Origin of the sequence: Kitasatospora sp. MAP5-34 (assembly GCF_029894335.1) — a bacterium.
Taxonomy (GTDB): Bacteria; Actinomycetota; Actinomycetes; order Streptomycetales; family Streptomycetaceae; genus Kitasatospora.
The window spans coordinates 50,973-76,737 of the sequence record NZ_JARXZC010000001.1; the positions used below are offsets into that span (position 1 = coordinate 50,973).

Annotated in this window: 27 protein-coding genes and 1 pseudogene; 19 read left to right on the plus strand and 9 right to left on the minus strand. The window is 71.5% G+C overall.

The window, feature by feature from the left end; translation table 11 throughout:
* Positions 1 to 4 precede the first annotated feature (4 nt).
* Positions 5 to 280: a type B 50S ribosomal protein L31 gene (locus tag P3T29_RS00250; RefSeq protein ID WP_280714113.1), complete on the minus strand. Its 276-nt coding sequence runs from the start codon at positions 278 to 280 to the stop codon at positions 5 to 7.
* A 25-nt stretch (positions 281 to 305) separates the two neighbouring features.
* On the minus strand, positions 306 to 470 hold the full coding sequence (rpmG, locus tag P3T29_RS00255) for a 50S ribosomal protein L33 (protein ID WP_280714114.1): 165 nt from the start codon (positions 468 to 470) through the stop codon (positions 306 to 308).
* A gap of 159 nt (positions 471 to 629) precedes the next feature.
* Between rpmG and rpmB the strand changes: the two genes are divergently transcribed.
* The 13 genes and pseudogenes from rpmB to P3T29_RS00320 all read left to right on the plus strand — a co-directional run bounded on the left by rpmB (position 630) and on the right by P3T29_RS00320 (position 10,403).
* Entirely contained in the window at positions 630 to 866 is a 237-nt protein-coding gene (gene rpmB / locus P3T29_RS00260) for a 50S ribosomal protein L28 (protein WP_280714116.1), read from the plus strand.
* Positions 866 to 1,171 (plus strand): 30S ribosomal protein S14, encoded by a 306-nt coding sequence (gene rpsN / locus P3T29_RS00265; protein WP_280714117.1) that lies wholly within the window; start codon positions 866 to 868, stop codon positions 1,169 to 1,171. Before rpmB ends, rpsN begins: the two co-directional genes overlap by 1 nt.
* A gap of 104 nt (positions 1,172 to 1,275) precedes the next feature.
* Positions 1,276 to 2,466, plus strand: a complete 1,191-nt coding sequence (locus tag P3T29_RS00270; RefSeq protein ID WP_280714118.1) for a GTP-binding protein — start codon at positions 1,276 to 1,278, stop codon at positions 2,464 to 2,466.
* Between the two features lie 32 nt (positions 2,467 to 2,498).
* Entirely contained in the window at positions 2,499 to 2,753 is a 255-nt protein-coding gene (gene rpsR, locus P3T29_RS00275) for a 30S ribosomal protein S18 (RefSeq protein ID WP_280714119.1), read from the plus strand.
* Positions 2,754 to 2,761: 8 nt separating this feature from the next.
* Positions 2,762 to 4,012 (plus strand): GTP-binding protein, encoded by a 1,251-nt coding sequence (locus P3T29_RS00280; RefSeq protein WP_280714441.1) that lies wholly within the window; start codon positions 2,762 to 2,764, stop codon positions 4,010 to 4,012.
* A gap of 27 nt (positions 4,013 to 4,039) precedes the next feature.
* The gene (gene rpmF, locus P3T29_RS00285; protein WP_280714120.1) at positions 4,040 to 4,210 is read left to right on the plus strand and encodes a 50S ribosomal protein L32; all 171 of its coding nucleotides are present in this window, start codon (positions 4,040 to 4,042) and stop codon (positions 4,208 to 4,210) included.
* Positions 4,211 to 4,469: 259 nt separating this feature from the next.
* A complete protein-coding gene (locus P3T29_RS00290; RefSeq protein ID WP_280714121.1) occupies positions 4,470 to 4,751 on the plus strand; it encodes a hypothetical protein in 282 nt (93 codons plus the stop codon).
* The gene (locus P3T29_RS00295; protein ID WP_280714122.1) at positions 4,748 to 5,791 is read left to right on the plus strand and encodes a GTP-binding protein; all 1,044 of its coding nucleotides are present in this window, start codon (positions 4,748 to 4,750) and stop codon (positions 5,789 to 5,791) included. The genes P3T29_RS00290 and P3T29_RS00295 overlap by 4 nt, the downstream gene beginning before the upstream one ends.
* Entirely contained in the window at positions 5,788 to 6,807 is a 1,020-nt protein-coding gene (locus tag P3T29_RS00300; RefSeq protein WP_280714123.1) for a hypothetical protein, read from the plus strand. Before P3T29_RS00295 ends, P3T29_RS00300 begins: the two co-directional genes overlap by 4 nt.
* A pseudogene (locus P3T29_RS00305) lies at positions 6,804 to 7,034 on the plus strand ((2Fe-2S) ferredoxin domain-containing protein); the annotation flags it as partial. The gene P3T29_RS00300 and the pseudogene P3T29_RS00305, both read left to right, overlap by 4 nt.
* A 424-nt stretch (positions 7,035 to 7,458) precedes the next feature.
* Positions 7,459 to 8,532 (plus strand): ABC transporter substrate-binding protein, encoded by a 1,074-nt coding sequence (locus P3T29_RS00310; RefSeq protein ID WP_280714124.1) that lies wholly within the window; start codon positions 7,459 to 7,461, stop codon positions 8,530 to 8,532.
* 15 nt (positions 8,533 to 8,547) lie between these two features.
* The gene (locus tag P3T29_RS00315) at positions 8,548 to 9,606 is read left to right on the plus strand and encodes an iron ABC transporter permease (protein WP_348532784.1); all 1,059 of its coding nucleotides are present in this window, start codon (positions 8,548 to 8,550) and stop codon (positions 9,604 to 9,606) included.
* Complete coding sequence (locus tag P3T29_RS00320; RefSeq protein WP_280714125.1) at positions 9,603 to 10,403, plus strand: ABC transporter ATP-binding protein; 801 nt, start codon at positions 9,603 to 9,605, stop codon at positions 10,401 to 10,403. Before P3T29_RS00315 ends, P3T29_RS00320 begins: the two co-directional genes overlap by 4 nt.
* Positions 10,404 to 10,427: 24 nt before the next feature.
* Here P3T29_RS00320 and P3T29_RS00325 read toward each other — a convergent pair whose 3' ends face one another.
* The 6 genes from P3T29_RS00325 to P3T29_RS00350 all read right to left on the minus strand — a co-directional run bounded on the left by P3T29_RS00325 (position 10,428) and on the right by P3T29_RS00350 (position 17,516).
* Positions 10,428 to 11,369: an isocyanide synthase family protein gene (locus P3T29_RS00325; protein WP_280714126.1), complete on the minus strand. Its 942-nt coding sequence runs from the start codon at positions 11,367 to 11,369 to the stop codon at positions 10,428 to 10,430.
* Between the two features lie 75 nt (positions 11,370 to 11,444).
* Positions 11,445 to 12,725 carry a cytochrome P450 gene (locus P3T29_RS00330; protein ID WP_280714127.1) on the minus strand — a complete coding sequence of 427 codons (1,281 nt, stop codon included), beginning with the start codon at positions 12,723 to 12,725 and terminating at the stop codon, positions 11,445 to 11,447.
* Entirely contained in the window at positions 12,722 to 14,101 is a 1,380-nt protein-coding gene (locus P3T29_RS00335; protein ID WP_280714128.1) for an MFS transporter, read from the minus strand. Before P3T29_RS00335 ends, P3T29_RS00330 begins: the two co-directional genes overlap by 4 nt.
* 177 nt (positions 14,102 to 14,278) lie before the next feature.
* Positions 14,279 to 16,534, minus strand: coding sequence for a heavy metal translocating P-type ATPase (locus P3T29_RS00340; RefSeq protein ID WP_280714129.1), 2,256 nt, complete (start codon positions 16,532 to 16,534; stop codon positions 14,279 to 14,281).
* On the minus strand, positions 16,531 to 16,785 hold the full coding sequence (locus P3T29_RS00345) for a hypothetical protein (protein ID WP_280714130.1): 255 nt from the start codon (positions 16,783 to 16,785) through the stop codon (positions 16,531 to 16,533). The genes P3T29_RS00340 and P3T29_RS00345 overlap by 4 nt, the downstream gene beginning before the upstream one ends.
* Before the next feature lie 74 nt (positions 16,786 to 16,859).
* Positions 16,860 to 17,516: a sigma-70 family RNA polymerase sigma factor gene (locus tag P3T29_RS00350; protein WP_280714131.1), complete on the minus strand. Its 657-nt coding sequence runs from the start codon at positions 17,514 to 17,516 to the stop codon at positions 16,860 to 16,862.
* Between P3T29_RS00350 and P3T29_RS00355 the strand changes: the two genes are divergently transcribed.
* Complete coding sequence (locus P3T29_RS00355) at positions 17,515 to 17,814, plus strand: hypothetical protein (protein ID WP_280714132.1); 300 nt, start codon at positions 17,515 to 17,517, stop codon at positions 17,812 to 17,814. The two genes, P3T29_RS00350 and P3T29_RS00355, sit on opposite strands and share 2 nt — an antisense overlap.
* Positions 17,815 to 18,104: 290 nt before the next feature.
* Here P3T29_RS00355 and P3T29_RS00360 read toward each other — a convergent pair whose 3' ends face one another.
* Positions 18,105 to 18,899, minus strand: coding sequence for a hypothetical protein (locus P3T29_RS00360; protein ID WP_280714133.1), 795 nt, complete (start codon positions 18,897 to 18,899; stop codon positions 18,105 to 18,107).
* A 296-nt stretch (positions 18,900 to 19,195) separates the two neighbouring features.
* Here P3T29_RS00360 and P3T29_RS00365 point away from each other — a divergent pair, with 296 nt between their 5' ends.
* Genes P3T29_RS00365 through P3T29_RS00385 form a run of 5 tightly spaced genes read left to right on the plus strand, consistent with a single transcriptional unit; the run spans position 19,196 to position 25,737 of the window.
* Entirely contained in the window at positions 19,196 to 20,662 is a 1,467-nt protein-coding gene (locus P3T29_RS00365) for a Y4yA family PLP-dependent enzyme (RefSeq protein WP_280714134.1), read from the plus strand.
* On the plus strand, positions 20,659 to 21,978 hold the full coding sequence (locus tag P3T29_RS00370) for a pyridoxal-phosphate dependent enzyme (RefSeq protein WP_280714135.1): 1,320 nt from the start codon (positions 20,659 to 20,661) through the stop codon (positions 21,976 to 21,978). Before P3T29_RS00365 ends, P3T29_RS00370 begins: the two co-directional genes overlap by 4 nt.
* 11 nt (positions 21,979 to 21,989) lie before the next feature.
* A complete protein-coding gene (locus P3T29_RS00375) occupies positions 21,990 to 23,183 on the plus strand; it encodes an aminotransferase class V-fold PLP-dependent enzyme (RefSeq protein WP_280714136.1) in 1,194 nt (397 codons plus the stop codon).
* Between the two features lie 29 nt (positions 23,184 to 23,212).
* A complete protein-coding gene (locus tag P3T29_RS00380; protein ID WP_280714137.1) occupies positions 23,213 to 24,478 on the plus strand; it encodes an ATP-grasp domain-containing protein in 1,266 nt (421 codons plus the stop codon).
* Positions 24,475 to 25,737: a biotin carboxylase gene (locus P3T29_RS00385; protein ID WP_280714138.1), complete on the plus strand. Its 1,263-nt coding sequence runs from the start codon at positions 24,475 to 24,477 to the stop codon at positions 25,735 to 25,737. The genes P3T29_RS00380 and P3T29_RS00385 overlap by 4 nt, the downstream gene beginning before the upstream one ends.
* Positions 25,738 to 25,765 lie beyond the last annotated feature (28 nt).

Consider the following 25,765-nt stretch of genomic DNA (forward strand, 5'->3'; position numbering starts at 1 on the left):
CTGACTAGGCGTCAGTTCGCTTGTCAGTACGGGCTCCGGTGAGTCCGTACCGGCGCTGGAAGCGCTCGACGCGGCCGGCGGTGTCCATGACGCGGGCGTTGCCGGTGTAGAAGGGGTGGCTGGCGGAGGAGACCTCGACGTCGACGACGGGGTAGGTGTTGCCGTCCTCCCACTCGACGGTGCGGGTGCTGGTGAGGGTCGAGCGGGTGAGGAAGGAGAGGCCGCCGGTCTTGTCGCGGAAGACGACGGGGCGGTACTCGGGGTGGATGCCGTGCTGCATGGGTGTCTCCCTTGGGGGGTTGGGGTCAGCGCTCTTCGCGGAAGAGCATGTGGGCGCGGGCGACGGGGTCGTACTTGCGCAGGACGAGCCGGTCGGGGTTGTTGCGGCGGTTCTTGCGGGTGACGTACGTGTATCCGGTCCCTTCGGTCGAGCGGAGCTTGATGATCGGGCGCAGTTCGTTGCGGGCCATCGGGTTCCTTTCGGGCGTGCCAGAGGGCGGTTGGCCGTTGCTGGACCAACTCTAGCGTAATGGTTTTCGTTTTCATCTGGTGTACTGTCGGCTCAACGTTCGCGGCAGCGGTGGCATTCCCCGCCTGCCGTCGCCCTCCTCCTGTGCTTCGGAGTCGCCATGTCCGCCCACTGCCAGCTCACCGGACGAAAGCCCGGCTTCGGCAACGCCATCTCCCGCTCACACCGCCGTACCAAGCGCCGCTTCGACCCCAATATCCAGACCAAGCGCTACTGGCTGCCGAGCGAGGGCCGCTTCGTCCGCCTCACGCTCAGTACCAAGGGCATCAAGACCGTCGACAAGCTCGGCATCGAGGGCACCGTCGCGCGCCTGCGCGGTCGCGGGGTGAAGGTCTGATGGCCAAGCAGAGCAAGATCGCCAAGAACGACGCCCGCCGGGTGATCGTCGCCCGCTACGCCGAGCGCCGCGCCGAACTCAAGCGCCTGATCGCGAGCCCCGCCACCTCGCCCGAGGACCGCGCCGCCGCTGCGGCCGAGCTGCAGCGCCAGCCGCGCGACGCCAGCGCCACCCGGGTCCGCAACCGCGACTCCGTCGACGGCCGCCCGCGCGGCTACCTGCGCGCCTTCGGTCTCTCCCGCATCGGCGTACGCAACCAGGCGCACGCCGGATTCCTCCCGGGCGTCCGCAAGTCCAGCTGGTAACAGCCCACCTGAGCCGGTCGCGCCCGGTGCCACTCGGACTCTCCCGGCCTGCGTGGTCCGGGCGCGACCTCCCGTATCCCCAGAGCCTCCCGAAAGGAAGATCCGTGTCCCAACAGAGCCTGCTGCCCGTGGTGGTGGTCGGTGGCCTCCATGAGGCCGAGCGCCGCCAGGCCGTCCTGGAGCTGCTCGCCGAGTGCGAGGGCACGGTGGTCCTGCACCACGACCTGACCCGCGCGGGGGAGGGCAAGGTCTACCGAGGGGTCTGGGACACCTCCGGCCCGCTCGGCGACGCCCACCTGCCGCTCACCAACGACTGCCCGTGCTGCGCCCTGCGCGAGGACCTGCTGCCCGAACTGCTGAAGATCGCCGAGGCCGGCCGCCACCGCCTCGCCGTGGTGGAGCTGTGGGGCGGCAGCGACCCGCACCAGCTGGTCGAGGTGATCGCGGGCGGCGAGGTCGACGGCCGCTGCATGCACGAGGTGGTGCAGATCGCCGGAGTGATCACCGCCGTGGATCCGCTCCGGGTCGTCCCCGATCTCTCGGTGTCCGACGAACTCGCCGAGCACGACCTGCACACCTGCGCCGACGATGACCGCACCCTCGCCGAGGCGCTCGCCCACCAGATCGAGTACGCCGAGGTGTTGGCGGTCTCGCACACCGAACAGGCAGCCGGGACAGCGGAGTTGCACGCGGGCATCGCGATGCTGCGCCAACTCCACCCGACCGCCCGCGCCGTACGGCTCGGCACCGGTGCCCTGGCCCGCGCGGCGCTCGCGGGCTTCGACGTGGCAGCCGCCCGCGACCGGGTCAACCCGGCGCTCGCGCTGCTGCCGCAGGCGGCCGACGAGGCGGGCGTCGCCACGCTGGTGTGGGAGCGGCGCCGGCCGCTGCACCCGGCCCGGCTGCACGAGGCGCTGGAGCAGCTCGTCCCGGCCGCGCAGCGCAGCCGGGGACGCTTCTGGCTCGCCAACCGCCCCGACCTGATGCTCGCCTGGGACGCGGCCGGGGCCAACCTGGCGGTCGAGGAGTGCGGCCCGTGGCTGGCCTCGCTGCCGGACGCCGCCTGGGAGCTCTACCCGCCCGCCCGCCGGGCCGCCGCCGCCCTGGACTGGGACTCCCTGCACGGTGATCGGGTGCAGCAACTGAGCTTCACCGCCAGCGGGTTGGACGTGGACGGGATCACCGAACTGCTCGACTCCTGCCTGCTCACCGACGCCGAACTCGCCGCCGGGGAGCCCGGCTGGAAGGCCCTGCCGGACGCCTTCGAGGACCTGCTCGACCCGGTCGGGTCCTGACCACCCGTACCCGTTTCAAGGAGAACCGACCAATGGTGAAGATCGCCCCGGCGCGCGGGAAGCGCACGCTGCGCCCCAACCCGCTGCACACGGCCCGGATCACCTACATCGACTACAAGGACACCAACCTCCTGCGGCAGTTCATCTCCGACCGGGGCAAGATCCGCAGCCGACGCGTCACCCGCCTCACCGTCCAGCAGCAGCACGCGATGGCCAGGGCCATCAAGAACGCCCGCGAGATGGCACTGCTTCCCTACAGCTCCAGCTCGGGGAAGTCCGGCCGGTGACCGACCTGTTGACCAACGTCAGGCTCCCCGTCACCGTCCTGTCCGGCTTCCTCGGCGCGGGAAAGACCACGCTGCTCAACCACCTCCTGAACAACCGGGAGGGCCTGCGGGTCGCGGTCATCGTCAACGACATGAGCGAGATCAACATCGATGCCGCGCTGGTCCGGGAGGGCGGGGGAGCCCTCTCCCGGACGGAGGAGCGGTTGGTGGAGATGACCAACGGCTGCATCTGCTGCACCCTGCGGGACGACCTGCTGGAGGAGGTCGACCGGCTGGCCCGTGAAGGCCGCTTCGACTACCTGCTGATCGAGTCGAGCGGCATCTCCGAGCCGATGCCGGTCGCGGCCACCTTCGCGTTCGCCCGCGACGACGGCGCCACCCTCGGCGACCTCGCGCGCCTGGACACCATGGTCACCGTGGTCGACGCCGCCAACTTCCTGCCGGAGTTGCGGGGTGGCGACGAACTCGCCGCGCGCGGGCTCGACCAGTACGAGGACGACGAACGCACCGTCAGCGACCTGCTGATGGACCAGGTGGAATTCGCCGACGTCCTCGTCCTCAACAAGACCGACCTGGTCACCCCCGACGACGCGGACCGGCTCGCCGCCACACTCAGCAGACTCAACCCCGCCGCCCGCATCGTCCGCGCGACCGGCGGGCGCGTCCCGCCCGCCGAACTCCTCGGCACCGGTCTGTTCGACCTGACGAAAGCCCAGGAGGCGCCGGGCTGGGTGGCCGAACTCAACGGCGACCACGTGCCCGAGACCGAGGAGTACGGCATCACGAGCCTGGTCTTCCGCGCCGAACGGCCTTTCCATCCCGGTCGGCTCTGGGAGTTGGTGAGCGAGCGCCTGGACGCGGGTGAGTTCGGGTCGGTGCTGCGCTCCAAGGGCTTCTTCTGGCTGGCCTCCCGGCCGGCCGTCACCGGGATCTGGTCCCAGGCGGGTTCGGTCGCCCGGTTCGAGCCCTCGGGCATGCGTACCGCTCGGGCGGACGGCACCGCGCTGACCGGCCTGACCGACGCCACGGCCCTGAGCGGACTGGGCGGACTGGGCGACGAACAGGTGCAGAACGGCCAGGAGCTCGTCTTCATCGGCACGGGCCTGCGACAGGACGAGCTGCGCGCCGCACTCACCCGCTGCCTGCTGGACGACCCGGAGCACACGGCCGGACCACAGGCCTGGACGGCCTTCGAGGACCCGTTCCCCGAGTGGGACGAGTACGCCCTCCAGGACGACCACGACCACCTGCTGCACTAACCACCACTCAAGAGGAGTAAACCCCGCATGGCCGTACCCAAGCGCAAGATGTCCCGCAGCAACACCCGCCACCGCCGCGCCCGGTGGAAGGCGACCACACCCCAGTTGGTGACGATCACCATCGACGGCCGCGAGCACCTGGTGCCGCGCAACCTGGTCCGCGCCTACGAGCGAGGACTGCTCACACCGACGTCCTGATCCTGGTCGACCGGGCCGGAGTTCATCGGCACCCAGCTGCCGCCCGCCCGTCCGTCTGCTCCCCGTCGTCTCCCGGGTCGGTGCGGGCTCAGCCTCCCCGTGGACTCCGGCCCGGTCCGGCCCTGGCCCGGTCCAGACCTGGGCGACGAGACGGCCCGCACCTCCGGTTTCGGAGCCGTCCACCACGCCGGCACCTGCACCACCTGCCTGGCCGTCGACTCCGCGAGCTGAGGCCCCCCGCTACGACAGGAGCTTCGTCATGCCCAAACCTGTTTCGCCACGCCGCATGGCCCAGTTGGCCGCCCTCAAGAAGCACGTCCGCGAGCAGTTCGACCTGGCCGAGGACGACACCGTCCTGCTCAGCCAGCTCGACTGCACCGAACCGGGCTGCCCGCCCGTGGAGACGGTGGTGGCGGTGCTGCCCGCGTCCGGCGGCACCCGGCGCTGGACGCTGCACCACCCCATCGACGAGATCACCCCCGAGCTGCTCACCCAGACGCTGGCCGGACCGCCGGTCACGTCCGAAGGAGAACGAACGTGACCGCCACCACCGTCACCACCACCGACACCACCGACACCACCGACACCGCAGTCGACACCCGCGTCCCCGTCACCGTGCTGACGGGTTTCCTCGGCTCCGGCAAGACCACCCTGCTGAACCGCATCCTCACCGAGCAGCACGGCCTGCGGATCGCCGTCATCGAGAACGAGTTCGGCGAGGTCGGCATCGACGACGCCCTCGTCCTCGACGCCGAGGAAGAGATCTTCGAGATGAACAACGGCTGCATCTGCTGCACCGTGCGCGGAGACCTCATCCGCATCCTCGGCGCGCTGATGCGCCGCCGCGAGAAGTTCGACCAGATCCTCATCGAGACCACCGGCCTCGCCGACCCGGCCCCTGTCGCCCAGACCTTCTTCATGGACGACGAGATCGCCTCCCAGCTCCGCCTGGACGCCATCGTCACCCTCGTCGATGCCGCCCACATCCTCGACCACCTCAACGAGGTCAAGCCGGAGGGTGTCGAGAACGAGGCCGTCGAGCAGATCGCGTTCGCCGACAAGATCGTCCTCAACAAGACCGACCTGGTCACCGAGGAGCACCTCACCGAGGTCACCGCCCGCATCCGCGCGATCAACACCCCGGTCGAGATCATCCGTGCCCAGCAGGCCAAGGTCCCGCTCGACAAGATCCTGGACGTGCACGCCTTCGACCTCGACCGGGTGCTCGAGGGCGACCCGACTTTCCTCACCGAGACCGAGCACCAGCACGACACCACCGTGACCTCCGTCGGCATCGACCTCCCCGGCGACCTCGACCAGGACCGGCTCAACACCTGGCTCGGCCACCTGCTGCGCACCAAAGGCGCCGACCTCTTCCGTTCCAAGGGCATCCTCGCCATCGCCGGGTCCGGGCGGCAGTACGTCTTCCAGGGCGTCCACATGCTGCTGGAGGGCGAGAACGGCCGCCCCTGGCGGGACGGCGAGGCCCGCCGCAACCGCCTGGTCTTCATCGGCCGCAACCTGGACCGCGCCACCCTCAACGAGGGCTTCGCCAACTGCCTTGCGGAAGTGAGCGCATGACGAACGCCACCATCGCCTCCGCCTGGACCACCGCAGTCGACGACGCCCCGATCGCCGTCGCCACCGCCGCCGACCTGGTCGCGATCGCGGGCGCGGACGGCACCGCCTGGATACTGGAAGCCGCCACCGGCGTTCCGGTCGGCACCGTCACCCTGCCCGGCGGCCTGCTCGCCGCCGCCTTCTCCCCGGATGCGAGCCACCTCGCCCTGGCCGGACCCTCCGGCCACGCCCTGTGGCGCCGCTCCGACGGCCACGTCGTGGCCGAGCAGACCGGCGCCTGGTCCGGCGCCGTCCGCTGGGCCGGCCCCGACCGGGTCGCGGTCGCCTCCGGCCGCCGCGCCCTCGTCCTGAGTACTGACGGCACCCAGCTGTGGGCCACCGATCCGGCCCCCAGCACCGTCACCGACCTGGCCTGGCTGCGCGACGGCCGACGCCTCGCCAGCTCCGCCTACGGCGGCGTGCGCTGCCACGAACGGCACACCGACAAGCCCGTCACGGAGTACCGCTACCTCGGCTCCCACCTCGCCATCGCCCTTGCCCCGACGGGCCGTTGGATCTGTACGGGCAACCAGGACGCCAGCATCCACATCTGGCGCACGCGGGACGGCGACGACCTCACCATGCAGGGTTACCCGGACAAGATCGCCCGGCTCGCCTTCGACGACACCGGTCAGTGGCTCGCCTCCGACGGCGCACCCGACATCACCGTCTGGGACTTCTCCGGCAAGGGCCCCGCCGGTACCGAACCCCGCTCCCTGCGCACCCACGAGACCGTCACCGCCCTCGCCTGGCGCCCCGGCGGCGACGCGGTCCTGGCCAGCGCCGGAGCGGAGGGCACGGTGGCCTTCTGGCGCGCGGGCTCCGGCCGGGCCGGCGCCCTGGTCCGGCCCGCGTACGAGCGCGAACTCACCGATGCCGTAGTGGCGTTGGCGTGGTCGGGGCCCGGCCTGCTCGTGCTGGCCGACTACCAAGGGCGGGTGGAGGCCTGGCCGCTGCCGGACGGCCTGGCGCGGTGACCGTGCGCCCCGGCGGATCGCCCTGCGCCGTCCCGGCCTGCCGGGGCTGCTGCTGCGGGACCGTACGGGAGCACCCGGGCCCCGACCACGGCGGGCAGCTCGCCCTACTGCGGCAGGCCGCCGCCGACTCGGACGGCACGCTCGCGGTCCGTACGACCGACTGCCTGGGGCCGTGCCGGCACTCGAACGTACTCGTCGTCCAGCCGTCCACGGCGGGCCGCGCCGCATCCGGGGCGGCCGACCGGTCTGGCTCGGCTGGCCAACATGGCTGACATGCCGGGGATGCCGGGGATGCCGGGGCCTCAACCGCTTCTGGTACTACTGGCGCACCCTCCTGTAGGGCCGCCCACTCAGAGCGACCGGCAAATGGTGGGCGGCGTCGCGACGCCCGGACTCTCGCCTGAACGGCTTCTCCTCAGTCGCCGATGCTCGGCATGGACTCTTCCCCAGCCTTCGGCCGGGAGGTGCCCCCATCGTCGGCACCGCCCAGACTCGGCCCGGACGCCGCTCCTTCATCCGCCCACCATTTGCCGGTCGCTCTCAGAAAGATCTCGGTTCCGGCGGGAACTTCCACGACGATCGGCACGACTACCTGGTCCGGGGTCCGCAGCGGCGGGCTCACTGTGTTCCCGGAGTTCCAGGAGAGTTGGCATGCGTCCTCGCGTGTTGTGCGGTACCGCGGTTGCGGTGGCCCTGTTCGCCACAGCCTGTAGCGGCGGAGGCGGCACGGCCGGTGACGCGAAGCCCGCTCCGGCGGCTGCGGCCACGACGTTCCCGGTGAAGGTCGCCGACTGTATGGGCAAGGAGACGACCTTCACCGAGGCTCCGAAGAAGATCGTCACGAGCAACGCATCCAGCCTGGAGATGCTGCTCGAACTCGGCGCCGGTGACCGTGTGATCGGCACGGGATTCCCGCCGGGCAAGGGCTACCTGCCGGCCGACGTCGCGGACCAGGGTGCCAAGGTGCCTGTCCTCGGCAAGACCGCGATTGCCAAGGAGAAGCTGCTCGGCTCCGGCGCCGACCTGTACGTCGACACCTTCGGGGCGATGAAGGCGATGGGCGGCGGTATGGGTGCCGCTCCCACCGCGCAGGAGTTCACCGCCGCCGGGATCAACCACCTGTACCTGCTGTCCACCGCCTGCGCGGCCACGGGCAAGACCGCGAAGACGGACCTGTCGGACGTCGAGCAGGACATCAAGCGCCTCGGCGCCGTCACCGGCACGCTCGCGAAGGCGGACGAGCTGACGGCGGACATGGAGAAGAAGACCGGCGCGGTGGCTGCGGCGCTGAAGGACCTTACCGCGGACCAGCGGCCGGGCTACTTCTTCTTCGACTTCGACTCGGGCACCAAGCAGCCAATGGCGGTGTGCGGCAAGCAGGTTGCCAACGCGGTGATCACCCTCGCCGGTGCCCGCAACGTCTACGGCGACTGCGACGCGGACTTCAAGCCGGTGAGCTGGGAGGACGTGGTGGCGAAGAACCCGGACTGGATTCAGCTGGGCGTCCGCAACCGGGGCAGCGACGCGGAGAACCAGAAGGCGTTCGACCAGGCCGAGCAGTTCCTGCGCACCTTCCCCGCCACCCAGGGCCTGAAGGCCGTCCAGCAGGGGCACTTCGTGCGGATCGGCTCCGAGGTGACGACGATCGCGGGCATCCGCAACGCCGACACCGTGCAGCAGATCGCCGCGACCATCCACCCGGACCTGGTCAAGAGCGGCCGGTAAGTGGCCATCGCATCCCTGCTCCGACGCCCGGAGCGCACCCGGCCGACCCGCACGCTGCGGGCCGGCCGGGTCGCCGCTGTGCTCGGGCTCGCCCTGGTGGGCGCGCTGACCGCCGCCGTCTCGCTGGGCGCGGTGGACATCCCGGCCGCCGAGGTGTGGTCCGTGGTGGCCCGCAGGCTCACCGGCCGTCCGCCCGCCACCGGTACGCGGGACCTGATCGTGTGGCAACTGCGCGCCCCACGCGCCCTGTTGGCCGCCGTGGTCGGGGCCGGTCTCGGGCTGGTCGGCACGGCCGTGCAGGCGCTGGTCCGCAACCCGCTCGCCGACCCCTACCTGCTCGGGATCTCCTCGGGCGCCTCGCTCGGCGCCGTCGCGGCGACCGTACTCGGCGTGGGCGTCGGCAGCGCCGTCGGCTTCACCGTCTCCGCCGCAGCCTTCGCGGGCGCGCTCGGCTCCTTCGCGCTGGTCTGGACGATCGCCCGGCGAGGCGGGGGATTCTCGCCGCTGCGCCTGGTGCTGGCGGGTATCGGCATCGGCCACTTCCTGTCCGGCTTCACCAGCTACCTGGTGCTGCAGGCCGGAGACGAGCAGCAGACCCGGGGCGTGCTGTTCTGGCTGATGGGCAGCCTCAGTGGCGCCACCTGGAGCCAACTCGCCCTGCCTGCAGCCGCAGTGGTGGTCGGCCTGGCCGTACTGCAGGGACGCTCACGGGCGCTCAATGCGCTGCTGATGGGCGATGAGACGGCGGCCAGTCTCGGGGTGGACGTCGCCCGGCTGCGGCGGGAGCTGTTCGTGGTGACCAGCGTGCTGACGGGCGTTCTGGTGGCCGTCTCGGGCGCGATCGGCTTCGTCGGCCTGATGGTGCCGCATGTCTGCCGCCTGCTGGTCGGCGGCGACCACCGCCGTCTGCTGCCGCTCTCCGCGCTCACCGGAGCCGTCCTGCTGGTCGTGGTCGACACCCTGGCCCGTACCGTCCTGGACACCCAGGAGGTGCCGATCGGCGTGGTCACCGCGCTGATCGGCGCACCCGCCCTGCTCTATCTGCTGGACCGACGTATGGAGCATCACAGTTGAGGATCGCCGTCGAGGATCTGCACGTCGCGCTGGCCGGGCGCACGGTGGTGGCCGGCGTCCATCTGGTCGCCAAGGAAGGCGAGATCGCGGGGCTGGTCGGGCCGAACGGCAGCGGCAAGTCCACGCTGCTGCGGACCGTCTACCGGCACCTGAAGCCGAAGGCCGGCCGGGTGCTGCTGGCGGGGCGGGACCTCGCCGAGCTGACGCCGGTCCAGTCCGCCCGGCACATTGCCGCACTGCCGCAGGAGCGCGGCGGGGACTTCGAGCTGACCGTCCGCGAGGTGGTGGCGATGGGCCGCACCCCGTACAAGCGCGCGTTCGCGGGCGAGGACCCCGCCGACCGTGAGCTCGTGGACGGCGCGCTTCGGCACGTCGGACTGGCGGGCCACGACACCCGGCGTTTCTCGGAGCTGTCGGGCGGTGAGCGGCAACGCATCCTGCTGGCACGGGCGTTGGCGCAGCAGCCGGACATCCTGGTGCTGGACGAGCCCACCAACCACCTGGACGTCCAGCACCAGGTCGAGCTGCTGGCACTGCTCCGTTCCCAGCGTCGCACCACGCTCATCGCGCTGCACGACCTGAACGCGGCGGCCTCTGTCTGCGACCGGCTGCACGTGCTGTACGAAGGCGCGGTGGTGGCCTCCGGTACGCCCCGGGAGGTGCTGACCGCCGAGCTGATGGCCGAGGTGTTCGGCGTCCGGGCGGTGGTGGTGGAACACCCACTGACGGGTGACCCGTTGATCGCCTTCGACCACCGGGCGACCGTCGGCGTACTGCCCGGGGGGCCGGTCCGCTGACGGGCTCCCCGGGCCGCCAGGGGCTCACGCCTCGAAGTGGCTCGGGCGTCCGTCCTGGCACACCAGTGTGCCGAGCTGCTCGGCTGCCGCGTGGTGCATCAACTCCCACTGACCGTCCGGCCGGTGGAGTACGGTCGTGTGCCAGGGCGTGGCCCAGACGTCGCGGTGGTCGAGCAGCCGGATGCCGAACTTGGCGGCCCCGCGCGGCTGCGGGTGGATGGAGAGCCGGACCGAACCCGGGTGGTGGTGGGCGATCAGCTCGCCCCAGGCCCGGCTGCGCTGGATGACGCCGTAGGCGCGCTGTCTGCACTCACGTTGGAGAGCGGATCTGGTGCCGGTGAAGTCGGCGGTGTCATCGAGCAGGAAGCGGGTGATACCGCAGTAGAGGCGCTTGGTGTCCTCGTCGGTGAGGACCTCGGCGCGCAGTTCCTCCAGCCCGGGTGCGTACTGGGCGTGGACGCGGGCCCGCTTCTCGTCGTACGGGAGATCCCCGAGAACGTCGCGCAGGTCGAAGGTGGCGAGGTGGTGCAGTCCCTCGCGGCGCATCATGGCGGTCAACTCGTCGGAGTAGGCGTCGATGTGGTCGTCGGGGACGCGGATCAGGTCGCCGAAGACATGGCCGTCCGAGCAGATCAGCATCCGCGCACCGGGTGCGTACACCGCTTCGACGGCGGCGCACAGCCGGTCGAGGAAGGTGAGGGCGAGGCGTTCGCCCTCGTCGGGGAGGTGGCCCAGCACCTTGCGGGTGTTGGGGGACTTGCAGGGGAAGCCCGGCAAGGTGAAGAGGATCGGTTCACCGGCCGTGACGAAGCCCGCCAACTGCTGGAGTTGGAGGGGGAAGGCGGCGGCCGGGGCGGGCTCGTCCGGGTCGGCGGCGCGGCGGTGCGGCAGCAGGAGTTCCAGGATCGAGGTGCAGATCCGTTCGACCGACGGCACGGGCGGTGTGATGGTGCCGACGGGCGGCATGCGGTCCTCCACGAGGGCATGGCGGGATGGCGTCCCGGCGCGAATGCCGGAACGCGGGGTAACGGGGGCTGTGCGTCAGACGCGCTTGTCGTAGGCGACCGGCAGCCGGTTGACACCACGGGCCAGGACAGCCGGAATCCACTCGATCTCGTCGTCCGGGCAGGCCAGTTGGAGCCCGGGCAGGCGGGCGAGCAGGGTGCCGAGGGCGACCTGGAGTTCGGCTCGGGCCAGGGCGGCGCCGGGGCAGAAGTGGATGCCGCGACCGAAGGAGAGGTGGGCGTTGGGGGAGCGCTCGAAGTCGAGGGTGTCGGCGTCGGGGAACTGTCGCTCGTCGCGGTTGGCGGCGTCGAGTGACACGATCACGGAGTCCCCGGCCGGGATGCGGGTGCCGTGCAGCTGGCTGTCCTCGGCGAAGAACCGCCAGGTGGTGAGCTCGAACGCGCCGTCGTAGCGCAGGAGTTCCTCGACGGCCTGCGGCAGCAGGGTCGGCTCGTCGCGCAGCCGGGCGAGCTGATCGGGGTGGCGTAGGAGGGTCATCAACATGGTGCTGATCTGGTTGGTGACCGGCTCCTGGCCCGCCACGAGCAGCTGGAAGACCATCGAGTCCAGCTCCTCCTGGCTGAGCACCCCACGGTCGCGGGCCACCACCAGGCGGCTGAGCAGGTCGTCGTCCCAGTGCTCGCGCTTGTGGGCGACGACGTCCGCGATGTACGTCTGCAGGCCGCGCAGCCGTCCCTCGTACGCGGGGCGGCCCGGGTCCTGGGGGCCGACGGGCTGGACGACCTTGCCCCAGTCGCGGTCGAAGCGCCGGGCCAACTCCGTTGGCAGGCCGATGACTTCCGCCAGCACCTGGAAGGGGTAGTGCGCGGCGAAGCCTTGGACGAGGTCGGCGCCCCCGGCGTCGGGCAGGGCGTCCGCGAGGGCGTCGGCGAGCTCCTGGAAGCGCGGCCGGAGGGCCTCGATACGGCGCGGGGCGAAGGCGTCCAGGACGAGGCGGCGCATGTCGGTGTGCTTGGGCGGGTCCTGGTGGAGCAGGTGCACCTGGAGCTGGGAGTGCTGCGGCTCGGGCATGATCGAGGCGAGAGCGCGCCAATTGTCGTTCCCCAGGCTGTGGTTCTTGCCCAACCGTGGGTCGTTGAGCGCCTGGTGGGCGGCCTCGTAGCCGGTGACCAGCCAGGCGGCGATACCGGAGGGGAACCGGACGCGGTGCACGGGCCCGGCGTCGTGCAGCTCGCGGTAGAGGTCGTACGGGTCGCGCTTGTACTCGCGGCCGTAGAGCGGCACGGGCTCGGGAAGTCCGGCGCCGGTGATCGGGCAGCGAGGAGCGGGCGCCGGGGTGGGGTCGGGCGAGGTCATGCGGAGTCCTTCTGGTGAGGCATCAGGTGACGATTTCTGCGGCCCGTGGCGAGCAGCAGCACGGCGAGGCAGGCGATGGCGGCGGCGAGTACCAGTCCGGTGTGGACCCCGCCGGTGCCGCCCCCGGCCAGGCCCCAGGCGGCGGTGGCGAGGGCCGGGCCGAGGGTGAAGCCGAGGCTGCGGGCCAGCTGTACGGCCGAGCCGGCGGTGGCCATCCGGTCAGGCGGGGCGGCGGTCATGACGAGCTTCTGGACCGGCCCGCCGTACAGGCCCATGCCGAGTCCGGCCAGGCCGAGCCGCCAGGCGACGTCGGGTGGTGACCAGCTGTCGCCGAGCGGGACGAGCAGCAGCAGGCCGAAGGCGGTGATGGCGGTACCGGTGACGGCGACCTTGCGCGGGGGGAACCTGTCCGCGAGCCGGCCGCCGAGTGGTCCGGCCAGGGCCATTCCGAGCGGGAAGGCGAGCACCGTCAGCCCGGTGACGGTGGCGCTCACCCCGTCGTTGTCCTGCAGGTGGAGCGCCACCAGGTAGCGCATCACGGCGAAGCCCGCCGCGATGCAGAGGACGGCCCCGTGCGCCCCGCCGGCGCCGGAGTCGCGCAGGACGGCCGTCAGCGAGCGTCCGGCTGGGCCGTGCAGCCAGCGGACGAGCGGCGGCACGGCCGCAACGGCGAGCAACAGCCATGCAGTCGAACTCGGGGAGAAGGTCAGTGCCAGCAGGACGGCGGCCGTGGCGGCGCCGATCAGGCCCGCCTCGGTGAGTGCGGGCCGGTCCGGGAGGCGCAGTCGCCCGCCGACCGGCGCGGACCGGTACGCGATGACCAACGCGACCAGGCAGATCGGCAGCTTGACCAGGAAGATCGCGCGCCACCCGAGGTGGTCCAGCAGGAGGCCGCCCACGGCGGGCCCGGTGACCGCACCGAGCGGACCGAGCGTGGCGGGCACGCTCATCGCCCGGCCCCGCAGTTGGGGGTGTACGGAACGGGCGGCGAGCACCGGCATCAGCACGAACAGCAGGGCGCCGAAGGTACCTTGGGCGATCCTGGCGGCGAGCAGCCAGGCTGCGGACGGCGCCGCGGCGGCCGCCGCGCTGCACAGGGCGAAGCCGGTGGTGGCGAGGAGCAGCGCGGGGCGCGTTCCGACCTGGTCCAGCCAGCGCCCGGCCGGCAGCAGCAGGGCCACCACCGGGAGTTGGTAGCCGAGGGCGGCCCACTGGGCGGTCTCGAGGGAGACGTGCAGACTGCGGGACAGGGTGGGCATCGCGATGTTGACGATGTTCATGTCCAGCATTGCCACGAACGACAGCATCCCGGCGACGCCGACCAGGCTCCAACGGTCCTTGACCACTGGAGGGTTGGCGGTGGCTACGGGGGTCATCGACGGGCTCCGGGTACGGGTCTTCTCCGGCACCGGACGTACGGGCCCGACTTTGGCATGATCCGTCCCTCCGCGATGGAGGACGCCGCCGAGCGGCGACGTCCTCCACAGCAGTCGGATGCCGGACCGTCCGAGTTCCCGAACGTCCGTAGATTTCTCGAACGAGAACTCGATACGTCAGCGGGTCGTGCGGGCGCTGCGGCGCGGAGCCGGTTGCCAGGTGCGTAGCCGCAGGCTGTTCGCGACCACCAGCAGCGAGCTGGCGGACATCGCGGCGGCGGCCAGCATCGGGTTGAGCAGGCCTGTCGCGGCCAGCGGGATCAGCACCGCGTTGTAGCCGAACGCCCAGACCAGGTTGACCCGGATGGTGGCCAGGGTCCGCCGGGCCAGGCGGACCGCGACCACCAGGGCCTCGATGTCCCCCTGCACCAGCGTCAGCCCGGCCGCGCCGATCGCGGCGTCCGTACCGGAGCCGAGCGCGATGCCCAGATCCGCCGAGGCCAGGGCGACCGCGTCGTTGACGCCGTCGCCGACCACCGCGACCGTCCGGCCCGCCGCGCGCAGTTCCGCGACCAGCTCGGCCTTGCCCTCCGGGGAGGCACCGGCGTGCACCTCGCTGATGCCGAGCTGCTCGGCGACCGCGCGAGCGGCGCCGGGCTGGTCACCGGTCAGCAGGATGGTCTCCAGGCCCATCCCGCGCAGCCGGTGCACGGCCCGGTAGCTGCCGGGCCTCAGCGTGTCGCCGACCGCGAACAGCGCGGCGGGCTCCCCGTCCACCTCGGCCACCACCGCCGTGTGGCCGTCCCGCTCGGCGCAGGCCAGCGCCTCCCGCAGCTCGCCGGGCAGTTCCGGTGCCTGATCCGGCCGCAGCACTCGCACCCGGCGGCCCTCAACTACGCCCGAAACCCCGAGCCCGGCCGTCTCCCGGAACCCGGTCACCGCAGGCAGCTCCGGCCCGGCCGCCGCGGCAAGCGCGCGGGCGATCGGGTGCTCGGAGCGGTGTTCCACCGCACCCGCCAGCCGCAGCACCGCGTGGCTGTCCTGGCCGGGGGCCGCAGTGCCTGCGGTGAGCCGCATCTGCCCGGTCGTCAGGGTGCCGGTCTTGTCCAGGGCCACGGTGTCGATCCGGCGCAGGCTCTCCAGCCCCTCGGGCCCCCGGACCAGGACGCCCAGTTCGGCGCCCCGTCCGGTGGCCGCCAGCAGCGCGGTCGGGGTGGCCAGCCCGAGCGCGCACGGGCAGGCGACGACCAGCACCGCGACCGCCGCCGTGACCGCGTCCTGCGCGCCGGCCCCGGCACCCAGCCAGAAGCCCAGCACGCACACCGCGATGGCGAGCACACACGGCACGAACACCCCGGCCACCGCGTCCGCCAGGCGCTGAGCGCGCGCCTTGCCCGCCTGCGCCTCCGTCACTAGGGCGGTGATCCGGGCGAGCTGGGTGTCAGCGCCGACAGCGATGGCCCGGACCACCAGCGTGCCGCCGACGTTGAGGGTCGCTCCGGCCACCCGATCGCCGGGCCCGGTCTCCACGGGGATACTCTCGCCGGTGAGCAGGCTCAGATCCAGGGCCGAACTGCCCTCGACCACCACACCGTCGGTAGCGACCTTCTCGCCGGGACGCACCACGAACTCCCGGCCTGGCAGCAGCTGCCCGATCGGGATGCGGCGCTCGACGCCGTCGGCCTCGCGTACGCAGACGTCCCGCGCGCCGAGTTCGGCCAGCGCCCGTAGCGCGGAGCCGGTCCGCTGCCGGACCCGGCCCTCCATCAGGCGCCCGGCCAGCACGAACAGCGGCACGCCGACCGCCGCTTCCAGGTAGACGTGCGCGCCGCCATCCGCTCCGGCGGTCAACGAGAACGGCATCCGCATGCCGGCCGCACCGGCACCACCCCACAGCAGCGCGTACGCCGACCAGCCGAAGGAGGCGATCACCCCGAGGCTCACCAGGGTGTCCATGGTCGCGCCGGCATGCCGCAGACTCCGCCAGGCCCGCTCGTGGAAGGTCCGCGAACCCCAGGTCACCACGGGCGCGGCGAGCGCGAAGCAGAGCCACTGCCAGCGGTCGAACTGCAGGCCGGGCACCATCGACAGCGCGATCACCGGCACGGCCAGGACGGCGACAACCGTCAGCCGCAACCGATCGCCGCGGTCATCCTCCACCGGCGCGGCGGGCGGTGCCTGGTCGGGTACGGGCTCGGCGGTGAAGCCCCCGCTCTCGACGGCCGCGACCAGGTCGGCGACCGGAACCTCCGCCGGGTGCAGCACCCGGGCCCGCCCGGTGGCCAGGTTGACCCCGGCGGAGACACCCGCGATACGGGTCAGCTTCTTCTCCACCCGGGACACACAGGCCGCGCAGGTCATCCCGCCGACCATCAGGTCCGTCGTCACGAGCTCGGTGGTGCGACCCTCGACAGCGATCGGATTCGCGCTCATCGGGCCACCTCCGGCGCGGTGAGCGGCCGCAGGCCGTCCATCTGCATACCGGGCATGTCTCCCGACATGCCCGGGCCGGGGTTGTTGCTGTGCGAGCCGGGCGTCAGCGGTCCGGCGAGGCGGCCGACCGCGAAAGAGCTGCCGAACAGCAGCCCGAGTACGAAAACGAAGGCGAGCAGCGCGCGGCTCGGCCGCTGCTCGATACGGCCCTGGGTGCCCCTGTCGGGTACGGGGCTTGGAATGGATGCCATGAGCTTCTCCAAGTGGTGGCTCCGCCGACGCTGCCTCGGTCGGCGGAGCGGTGAAAGGTTGAGGGACGGACGGGTCAGACCGTCAGCCGTGCGACGAGCGGCACCGGCGCGCCGTCGGCGGGCTCGGCCTCGCCCGCGGCGTCCGCCGAGCGCAGCAACGCGACCAGCTCGTCCCGGGCCCGGGCCACCCGCGAGCGCACCGTGCCCACCGGGCACCCGGACACGGCGGCGGCCTCCAGGTAACTGAGCCCGGCGACCTGTGTCAGCACGAAGGCCTCCCGCCGCTGCCTTGGCACGCAGGACAGCAGGTCGGTCAGCGCCAACTCGTCCTCGAACGCGGGAGCCTGTTGCGGGCGCTGCTGCTCGACGGCTTCCTGCCAGTCCGGCAGGACGGCGCACCGGGGGCGGGCCGCAGCGCTGCGATAGCGGTCGACGACCGTGCGCCGGGCTATCGACAACAGCCAGGTCCGCGCCGACGACCGCCCGGCGAAGCCGGGCAGTCCGCGCAGGACCCGCAGGAACGTCTCCTGCGCCAGGTCGTCGGCGGACTCGACGTCGGTGAGGTGGGCGACGAACCGCCACACGTCCCGTTGAGTGGCCCGGACGAACGCCTCGATGTCCTCGGCCCGGCCGTCCCGGGCGGTCAGGGCCAGGGCGGTCAGCTGCTCGTCATCCACGGCTCGCACCCGCCCCTCCGGGCTCAGCCATGCGGTGCGAGACCATGGCGGCATGAACTGCGCCGACCACTGTGCCGGAATGTCCGCCCGTCTCGACGGCGAGCCTGCAGCCGAACCAGGCAGCGGCGTCGACGAAGGTGTCGCGCTCGAACGCCTGGAGGCGCATCTGGCCGCGTGCGCGGATTGCGGGGACTGGCTCGCCGCCGCGCTGCGGCTCAAGGTTCTCGCGCGCGGCGCTGCTGTCCCCTCCAAGGTGTGGACCGAGCAACTGGTGGCCCGGCTTTCGGGTTCGGTCGAGGCGGAGTCGCCCGTCCGAAGTGATCATCTCTCTGATCGTCATGCTGTGTCCTGAACGCAGGAAGTACAGCGGTACCGCCCGTGGCGGCACCGCCGCAAGGCGGTAGGTCCAGGAATGCCGCAACGGACTCCGCCACAGCGCGGCGGCTGATCACCTGCCGACCGGGTGACGTTCCGTTCGCAGCATCCTGACCGCGCCCCGCTCCCGCACACCGGCGGAGACGAGCAGGGGCGACCTGCCCGCCGACAGTCGAGACCGCCCCGGCCGACGCACCTGGGCGTGCGGCCGTGCCGGAGCGGGGAAGCTCCGGAAGGGCGTACAAGGTCTCGGGAAGGCGGGCGCTCTCAGACCGCGAACACGGATGGCGGCCCGCGCCGTACGAGAGTGTGCAGGAGCAGGACCGGCCGAGGAAGGCGTGCTCGACGGTGGGCCGCCGGACGGCACCGAGGCGTTGGTTCACGGCGGCACGGCACGAACAGCAGGAGGACCGGAACCACCGCGCCGGCCGCCGCACAGAGCAGCTCGAACAGCCCGGCCACCGCAGCCTCACCCCGCCACAGCAGCAAGGCACACGCGAGCGCGGCCAGCAGGTGCGCGAAGAGCATGCCGACTGACATGCCGTGAGTGAGCCCCATCGAGCCGGCGCGCGTCATGCCCGGCATTCCGGGCATGGTCGTCATGTCAGGCATACCCGATAGGCCTTGCATATCGGGCGTTGAGTCCACCACGGACACCGAAAGGACGTCAGCATTCAGGCCCGCCGCCGGCGCCACCTCGTCCGGGGCCATCCCGGTCGACGCCTGCCCGGGCCCGCACAGGAGCAGGTGGTTCACCAGGTCGAGTGCGGAGTAGCCCAGCCGGCCTGCGGGCCCTCCCATCGGGGCCGCAGCCTCGAAGAACAGGTGCAGTGCGGCCTGAACCGCCACCATCCACCCGCCCACCACGGCAAGCCCTCGCCGACGATCGGCCAGCAGCCAAGTAGCGCCTACCGTTCCGGCGGACGCCGCCACCAGGACATAGGCGGGCAACCCGGCGTCGGACATGGTGACGTGCGCGGTGGCGGCCAACGCCACACACAGGGCGGCGAAGACGGCGGCGCGCAGCATGCGAGGGAGCCAGGACGTCACGATGGCCACCATCGTTGCATCCGCTTACGCGCACTGTCCGGCCGCCCTTCACATTCGCTGCGGGTCGCGGGGTGGTGACCGGCGGATAGGGATTGCTCAGGTTCGGCGGCCCGTCCGGAGGCTGCGCGTCCGATTACGGGAGCATTGCGGCAGCGCAACGGGAAGCCTGTCATTCCGCAATGAAAACAGTTATCGTTCCGGACTGAGGGGCCTCGAGATGGGGCGTGCAGCCGGGACGACGGCTGCGCAGACTCGGCCACCTCGCAGGGGAAGCACGTCATGAATTCTCACGGGGGAGTTGCGTCACCATGCGCTCATCGCCGCTGTACCTGGAACCACGGCTGGAGCCGAGGCTCCGATCGGTTCTGCAGGCCACCGACTTCCTGCACACCCTGGTCGACGCCCTCGGCTCCCCGCTCAACGTGGTCCTGCCCGAGCAGATCACCGAGAACGAGGAGCGATTCCGGGCCGTCTACCAGCGCCACCACCTGTCCGGCGACCTCTACTTCGCGCACAAGGCGAACCGGTCGAGCGCGCTGGTGCGGCAGCTCGCGGTGACCGGCGCGGGCATGGACGTCGCGTCCCTCGCCGAGCTGCAGCACGTGCTCGGCGCCGGCTTCACCCCGGACCGGATCATGGCCACCGGCCCCAAGAACCGGGAATTCCTGTGGCTGGCCGCTCGGGCCGGCGTCATCGTCAACCTCGACTCGAAGGCCGAGCTGGAGAGCCTGGCCGAGCTGGTCGGCAAGTACGTACTGCCCCGCGTACGGGTCATGCTGCGACTGTCGGCCTTCCAGGCGCCCGGGGTGAAGGTGCTCAGCCGGCCGAGCCGATTCGGCTCCCATGTCAGCGAGTTGGACACCCTGCTGGACGCGGTCGAGCGGCACCGCGACGCCGTCGAGCTGATCGGTGTCGCCTACCACCTCGACACCATCGGCCTGCCCGAGAAGGCCGTGGCCCTGGAGACCTGCATCAGGGTCATGAACGAGTGCCAGCGCCGAGGGCTGCAGCCCCGCGCCATCGACATCGGTGGCGGGTTCGGTGTCAACTACCTTGCCGACGGCGGGCAGTGGGAGCGGTACACGACCGAACTGACCAACGCCGTGCTGGGCCGGCGCCCCGCGCTGACCTGGCAGGGGCACGGCTACGGCCTGCGCAGCGAGTCCGGCACCCTGCGCGGCGCGCTCGGCCTCTACCCGGCCCACCGGCCGGTCGCCGCCGAGGGGTACCTCGACGAACTGCTCTCGTACCCCGCGCCGTCCCTGGGCCGCCCGCTGGCCACGCTCCTGCTGGAGAACCTCTACGACCTGGTCATCGAGCCGGGCCGGGCCTTGGTCGACCAGTGCGGCGTGGCATTGGCACGAGTCCTGGAAGTACGTCACACCCCCACCGGCGACTGCCTGGTGCGGGTGGAGATGAACGGGGGCGACGTCAGCCTGGAGGAGCACGGGGTGCTGATGGACCCGGTCGTCATCCCGCGTGACGGGAGCCGTCCCGCTCCGGATGCCGAGGCGGTCGGGGTGTACCTGATCGGCAATCTCTGCCTGGAGGCCGATCTGATCACCCGCCGGATGGTCTTCCTTCCCGGCCTGCCGAAGCCGGGTGACCTGCTGGCGTTCGCCAACACCGCAGGCTACTTCATGGACTTCAGCGCCGACCACGCCCTGCAGCAGCCCATCGCCCGCAAGGTCGCCGCGTACCAGGAGAACGGGACCTGGCGCTGGCGGCTCGACGAGCAGTACTGGCCCATCACGTGTACGGGGGAACAGAGTTGAGATACGACAGCATCACCGACGTCATAGGCAACACCCCGCTGGTCCGGATCAGCCCGGCGGTGCACGGCCTGAAGAACATCGATCTGTACGCGAAGTTGGAGATGCTCAACCCGTTCGGCTCGGTCAAGGACCGTGCCGCGTGGAACATGACCCGTGGTGGCCTGGCCACCGCGATGGAGCGCGGGGACTCCATCGTGGAACTGTCGAGCGGCAACACGGCCAAGGCCCTCGCCGTCATCGCCGGGCTGCACGGTCTGCCGTTCAAGAGCGTCACCAACCGGATGAAGGTCCCGGAGATCAAGGACCTGCTCCTGCTGCTCGGCGCGGAGATCGAGGAGCTGCCCGGCCAGACGGAGTGCCTCGACCCGACCAACACGGACGACCCGCTGACCAGGATCCACCGGGTGCTCTCCGAGTCGGAGACCGGCTACCTGCACACCGACCAGTACTACAGCGCGCTGAACACCGAGGCGCACATCGCGGGCACCGGCCCGGAGATCCTGCGGGACCTGGACGGCCACGCCCCGGACTACTTCATCGCCTGTGTCGGCACCGCCGGGTCCTCCACCGGGGTCGCGACCGTGCTGCGCGGCCACAATCCCGCGATCGACGTGGTCGGGCTGGTGGCCCACAAGTCCGACTTCATCCCGGGTATCCGCAACATCGACGAGGTGCACGAGGTCGGCCTGTTCGACCCGGCCACCTACGACACCATCGAGTCGGTCAGCGCGGACGAGGCCATCGACGGCATGCTGACCCTGGTCCGCCGCTGCGGCATGCTGGCCGGCCCCACCGGCGGCGGCGCGTACCACGGCGCGGTCCGCCACCTGCGGAAGGTGGACGCCGAGCTGACCGAGCGCCGGACGGCCGTGTTCATCGTCTGCGACCGGGTCGAGAGCTACATGAGCTACGTCCGCAAGCGCCGCCCCGAGCTGCTCAACCAGCCGCCGAGGCAGAACTCGGTGGCCGGCCTCGCCCCCGCCGAGCTCACCGCCGCGACCGTCATCGACGTCGAGTCGGCGCAGAAGTGGATCGCCGAGGACCACCCGCTGGTGATCGACCTGCGCGGCCCGTTCGCCTACGCCGCGCTGCACATCGAGGGTTCGATCAACATCGTGGACGAGCTGTTCGACGAACTCCTGCACGGCGGCCTGCCGTTCGGCCGCAGCCGGCCGGTGCTGCTGGCCTGCCCGGTCGGCGAGAAGTCCGTCCGGTACGCCGCCCTGCTCACCCGGATGGGACACCCCGACGTGCGCAGCCTGTCCGGCGGCATCATCGGCTGGCGCGACGCCGGCGCCCCGCTGGTCCGGGACTGAGGGGCCGCGCGATGACCACCAGCGAGACCTTCGACGAGCTCCGGGACTGGCAGCACGCGCTGCGGGCCCAGTTCCCGATCATCGTGGCCAACCCCGGACTGGCCTACCTGGACAGCGCCGCGACCTCCCAGAAACCCCAGGCCGTCCTGGACGCCGTGCAGACCTACCTGACCACGGCCAACGCCAACGCCGGTCGGGGCACCTACACCTGGGCCAACGACACCACCGCGCTGGTCGCCCGCACCCGGGACCGGGTCGCCCGCCACCTCGGCGACCCGGAGCCGGAGCGCTCGGGAGTCCACTTCGTCAGCGGCGCGACCGAGGGCTTGCGCGCCGTCGCGCGGGACTGGTTCCCCAGGTACCTGTCCGACGGGGACGAGATCATCGTGCCCTTCGCCGACCACCAGGCCAACGCGCTGCCCTGGTTGGAAGCCCAGGAACTGCTGGCGAGCCAGGGCGTGCGGATCGTGGTGCGCGAGCTGCCGTACGAGCCGGCCTCCCACGACTACGACCCGGCGGCGCTCGCCGAACTGGTCACCGCGCGAACGGCGTTCGTGGCGGCCACGCACGTGCACCACGTCTACGGCGGGAACATGAACGTGCACCGCATCCGCCGCGCGGTCGGCCCCGACGTGCCGATCTGCCTGGACGCCGCGCAGAGTGTCGGCCACCTGCCGGTGGACGTCCGCGCCCTCGACGTCGACTTCGTGGTCTTCTCCGGCCACAAGGCGATGGCCCTGCCCGGCAGCGGAGCGGTCTGGGCCCGCAACACGCGGGGGCCGGAGTTCAAGCCCGGAGGCTGGACCGGCACCCCGAACACCACCGGGATCGCCAGCCTGGAGGCAGCCCTCGACTGGCTCGACGCCGCCGGCCCGGAGCGCATCGAACGCTGGACGGTCGCACTCGCCGCCCGCCTCACCGACGCACTGCGAAACCTCGACGCCTACGAGGTCCTCGGCTGCCAACAGAGCCTGGCCGCAGACTCCGAGGTTCAGCAGCGCAGCGGGATCGTGACCTTCCGGCACCGCGACATCGGCTCCAACGACCTGGGCTTCGTGCTGTCCACCCACGGCTTCATGGTCCGCGCCGACGGCCACTGCCAGGGCCGCGCGGGCGAGAGCGACAGCTCGGTGCGGGTGAGCCTGCACGCCTACAACACGCCGGACGAGATCGACCGGCTGCTCACCGTCCTACGCACGATGTGACGCCGGATCAGGAGACTGAGGTAGCAAAGATGACGAACAAGGGCACCGTGGTGATGGTCGACGTCTACGCGCCGACCATGCGGCTGGCGGCGGCGTTCATCAAGGCGGGCTACGCCTGCGTCCGGGTGCAGAGCACCCTGGAGGTACCGCCGGTCTACCGGTCGAGCTTCAGCCTGGACCAGTTCGCCGACAACATCGTCCACCACGGCGATCTGGCGGCGACGGTGTCGGCCGTCGCAGCCCACGCCCCGGTCGCGGTGATCACCGGCGGCGAGCTCGGCGTCGAGCTCGCCGACCGGATCAGCGAGGCGCTCGGCCTGCCGAGCAACGGCAGCGCACTCAGCGAGGCGCGGCGCAACAAGTACGTCCAGATCGAGACCCTCAAGGCCGCCGGACTGCGCGGCGCCCGGCAGCTCCTGGTCACCGGCGAGAGCGAACTCGCCGACTGGCATCGGGAGATCGGCGGACGGGTGGTCGTCAAACCCATCCGCAGCGCGGGCAACGACGGGGTCTCGTTCTGCGACACCCCCGCCGAGTCGGTGGCCGCCTACCGTGACATCAAGGACCGCACCAACATCTTCGCCAACCGCAACGAGGGGGTGGTCGCCCAGGAGTACCTGGCCGGCGGTGAGTACGTGGTCAACACAGTGAGCAGGGACGGTCACCACCGCGCCACCGACCTGTGGAAGTACACCAAGATGTCCGCCAACGGAGTCCGCGACCGGATCAGCGGAGCCCTCCTGGTGCCGTCCGACAGCCTGGCCCGCGAGCAGCTGGAACCGTACGCCTTCGGCGTTCTCGACGCCCTGGGGGTGCGACACGGCCCGGCGCACCTGGAGGTGATGCTGACGCCTGACGGACCGTGCCTGGTCGAGGTCGGGGTGCGGCTCTGCGGCGCGGACACCGCCTACTACGCGGAGGTCTCCGCAGGCGAGTCGCAGATCGACTGGACGGTCGACGCCTACGTCGACCCGGACCGCTTCCTCGCCGGTTACCGCACCCCGTACCGGGTCGAGCGCCATGTGGCGCTGGCGTTCCTCACCTCTCCGGTGGCGGGCGTGCTGCGCTCGTACCCGCTGCTGGGCGAGGTCGAGCAGCTGGAGAGCTTCCACGACCTCCACATGACCGTCAAGCCGGGCGACCGGCTGCCGCTGACCGTGGACGACAGTTCCGAGCCGATGATGGTGAGCCTGGCCCACCCGGTCGAGGAGGTGGTGGCCCGCGACTTCGGGACGCTCTGCTACCTGGACGGCCGGGGCTTCTACGACCTGGAACCCGACGGGGGCGCGTCATGAGCCCCCGCACTCACGTGGTGGTGATCCACCGCTGGCGGGCCAGGTACGCCGAGTACGCGCGCTACCTCGACCACGAGCGGTACGCCGTCAGCTACCTCACCACCGAGATCGGCGTCGAAGCCGTACCGGACGCCGCCGTCGAGGTGGTGACGGTGGCCGCGACCGACGACATGACGGCCGTCCGGAAGGAGGTCGACGCACTCGCCTCGCGCCACGGGCCTCCCCGGCACATCGTGGCGCTCAAGGAGGACGACCTGCTCGTCGCTGCCGAGCTGGCCGCCGAGTGGGGGTGCCCCGGCCGCAGCCCGGGGGAGCTGATGGTCTTCCGGGACAAACTGCTGATGGCGGGTGCGGTGGCGGCGGCGGGAGTCGCCCTCCCGGCCTTCGCCCCGGCCACCGACCAGCGGTCGGTGCGCGCCTTCGCGGAGCTGCACGGCTGGCCGGTCGTCCTCAAGCCACGGATCGGCAGTTCGAGCGAGGGCGTGGTGAAGATCGCCTCGGCGGACGAGCTCGCCGCCGTGGTGGTGGGCGCCGGTCTGATGGTCCAGGCGTACAACCCGCACCGGATCTACCACGTCGACGGCGTCTTCGACGGCACAGCCCTCGGCCCCTGGCGAGCCTCGCGCTACCTCAACTCCTGTCTGGGTTTCCGTGAAGGTGACCCGCTCGGCTCGGTGGAGGAGGACGACCCCGAAGTCCTGGTCACCATAGGGGAGTTCACCGACCGGGTACTGCGGGCGCTGTCGGCCTCGGCCCTGGTGTTCCACCTGGAGGTCTTCGTCGAGGACCGGGACGGCGGCCCGCCGGGCTGCGCCTTCCTGGAGATCGGCGCACGCGTCGGTGGCGCGGAGATCCCCTTCCTCTGGCGCGAGGTGCACGGGTACGACCTCATGGAGGCGGCCTTCCGGATCGCCCTCGGACAACCCCCGCAGCCGTGGCACCCGGTGGCCGACGACGAGGTCGGCGGCTGGCTGCTCGCTCCGGCGCCAACGGCCCGGCCTTGCCGGATCCAGGAGGCGACGTCGATGCTCGGCCGTACTCCGGGCCCGTACGCGCAGGCGCTGCCTGCGCCCGGTGAGGTGGTGCCGGCGGCGGACGCGTACTACGAGCACGTCGGCGGGCGCTTCCGGTTCCGGGGGGCGACCAGCGCCGCCGTCGAGGAAGCGGTACTGACCACCGCGAGGGACTTCCGGGTCCGCGCCGAACCGGTCCCCGGCCGTCCCGCCGTAGTCAACAGCACTCCCTCACCAGCGGGTTGAACACCGCCCGGAACCCCCATCTCGCAGC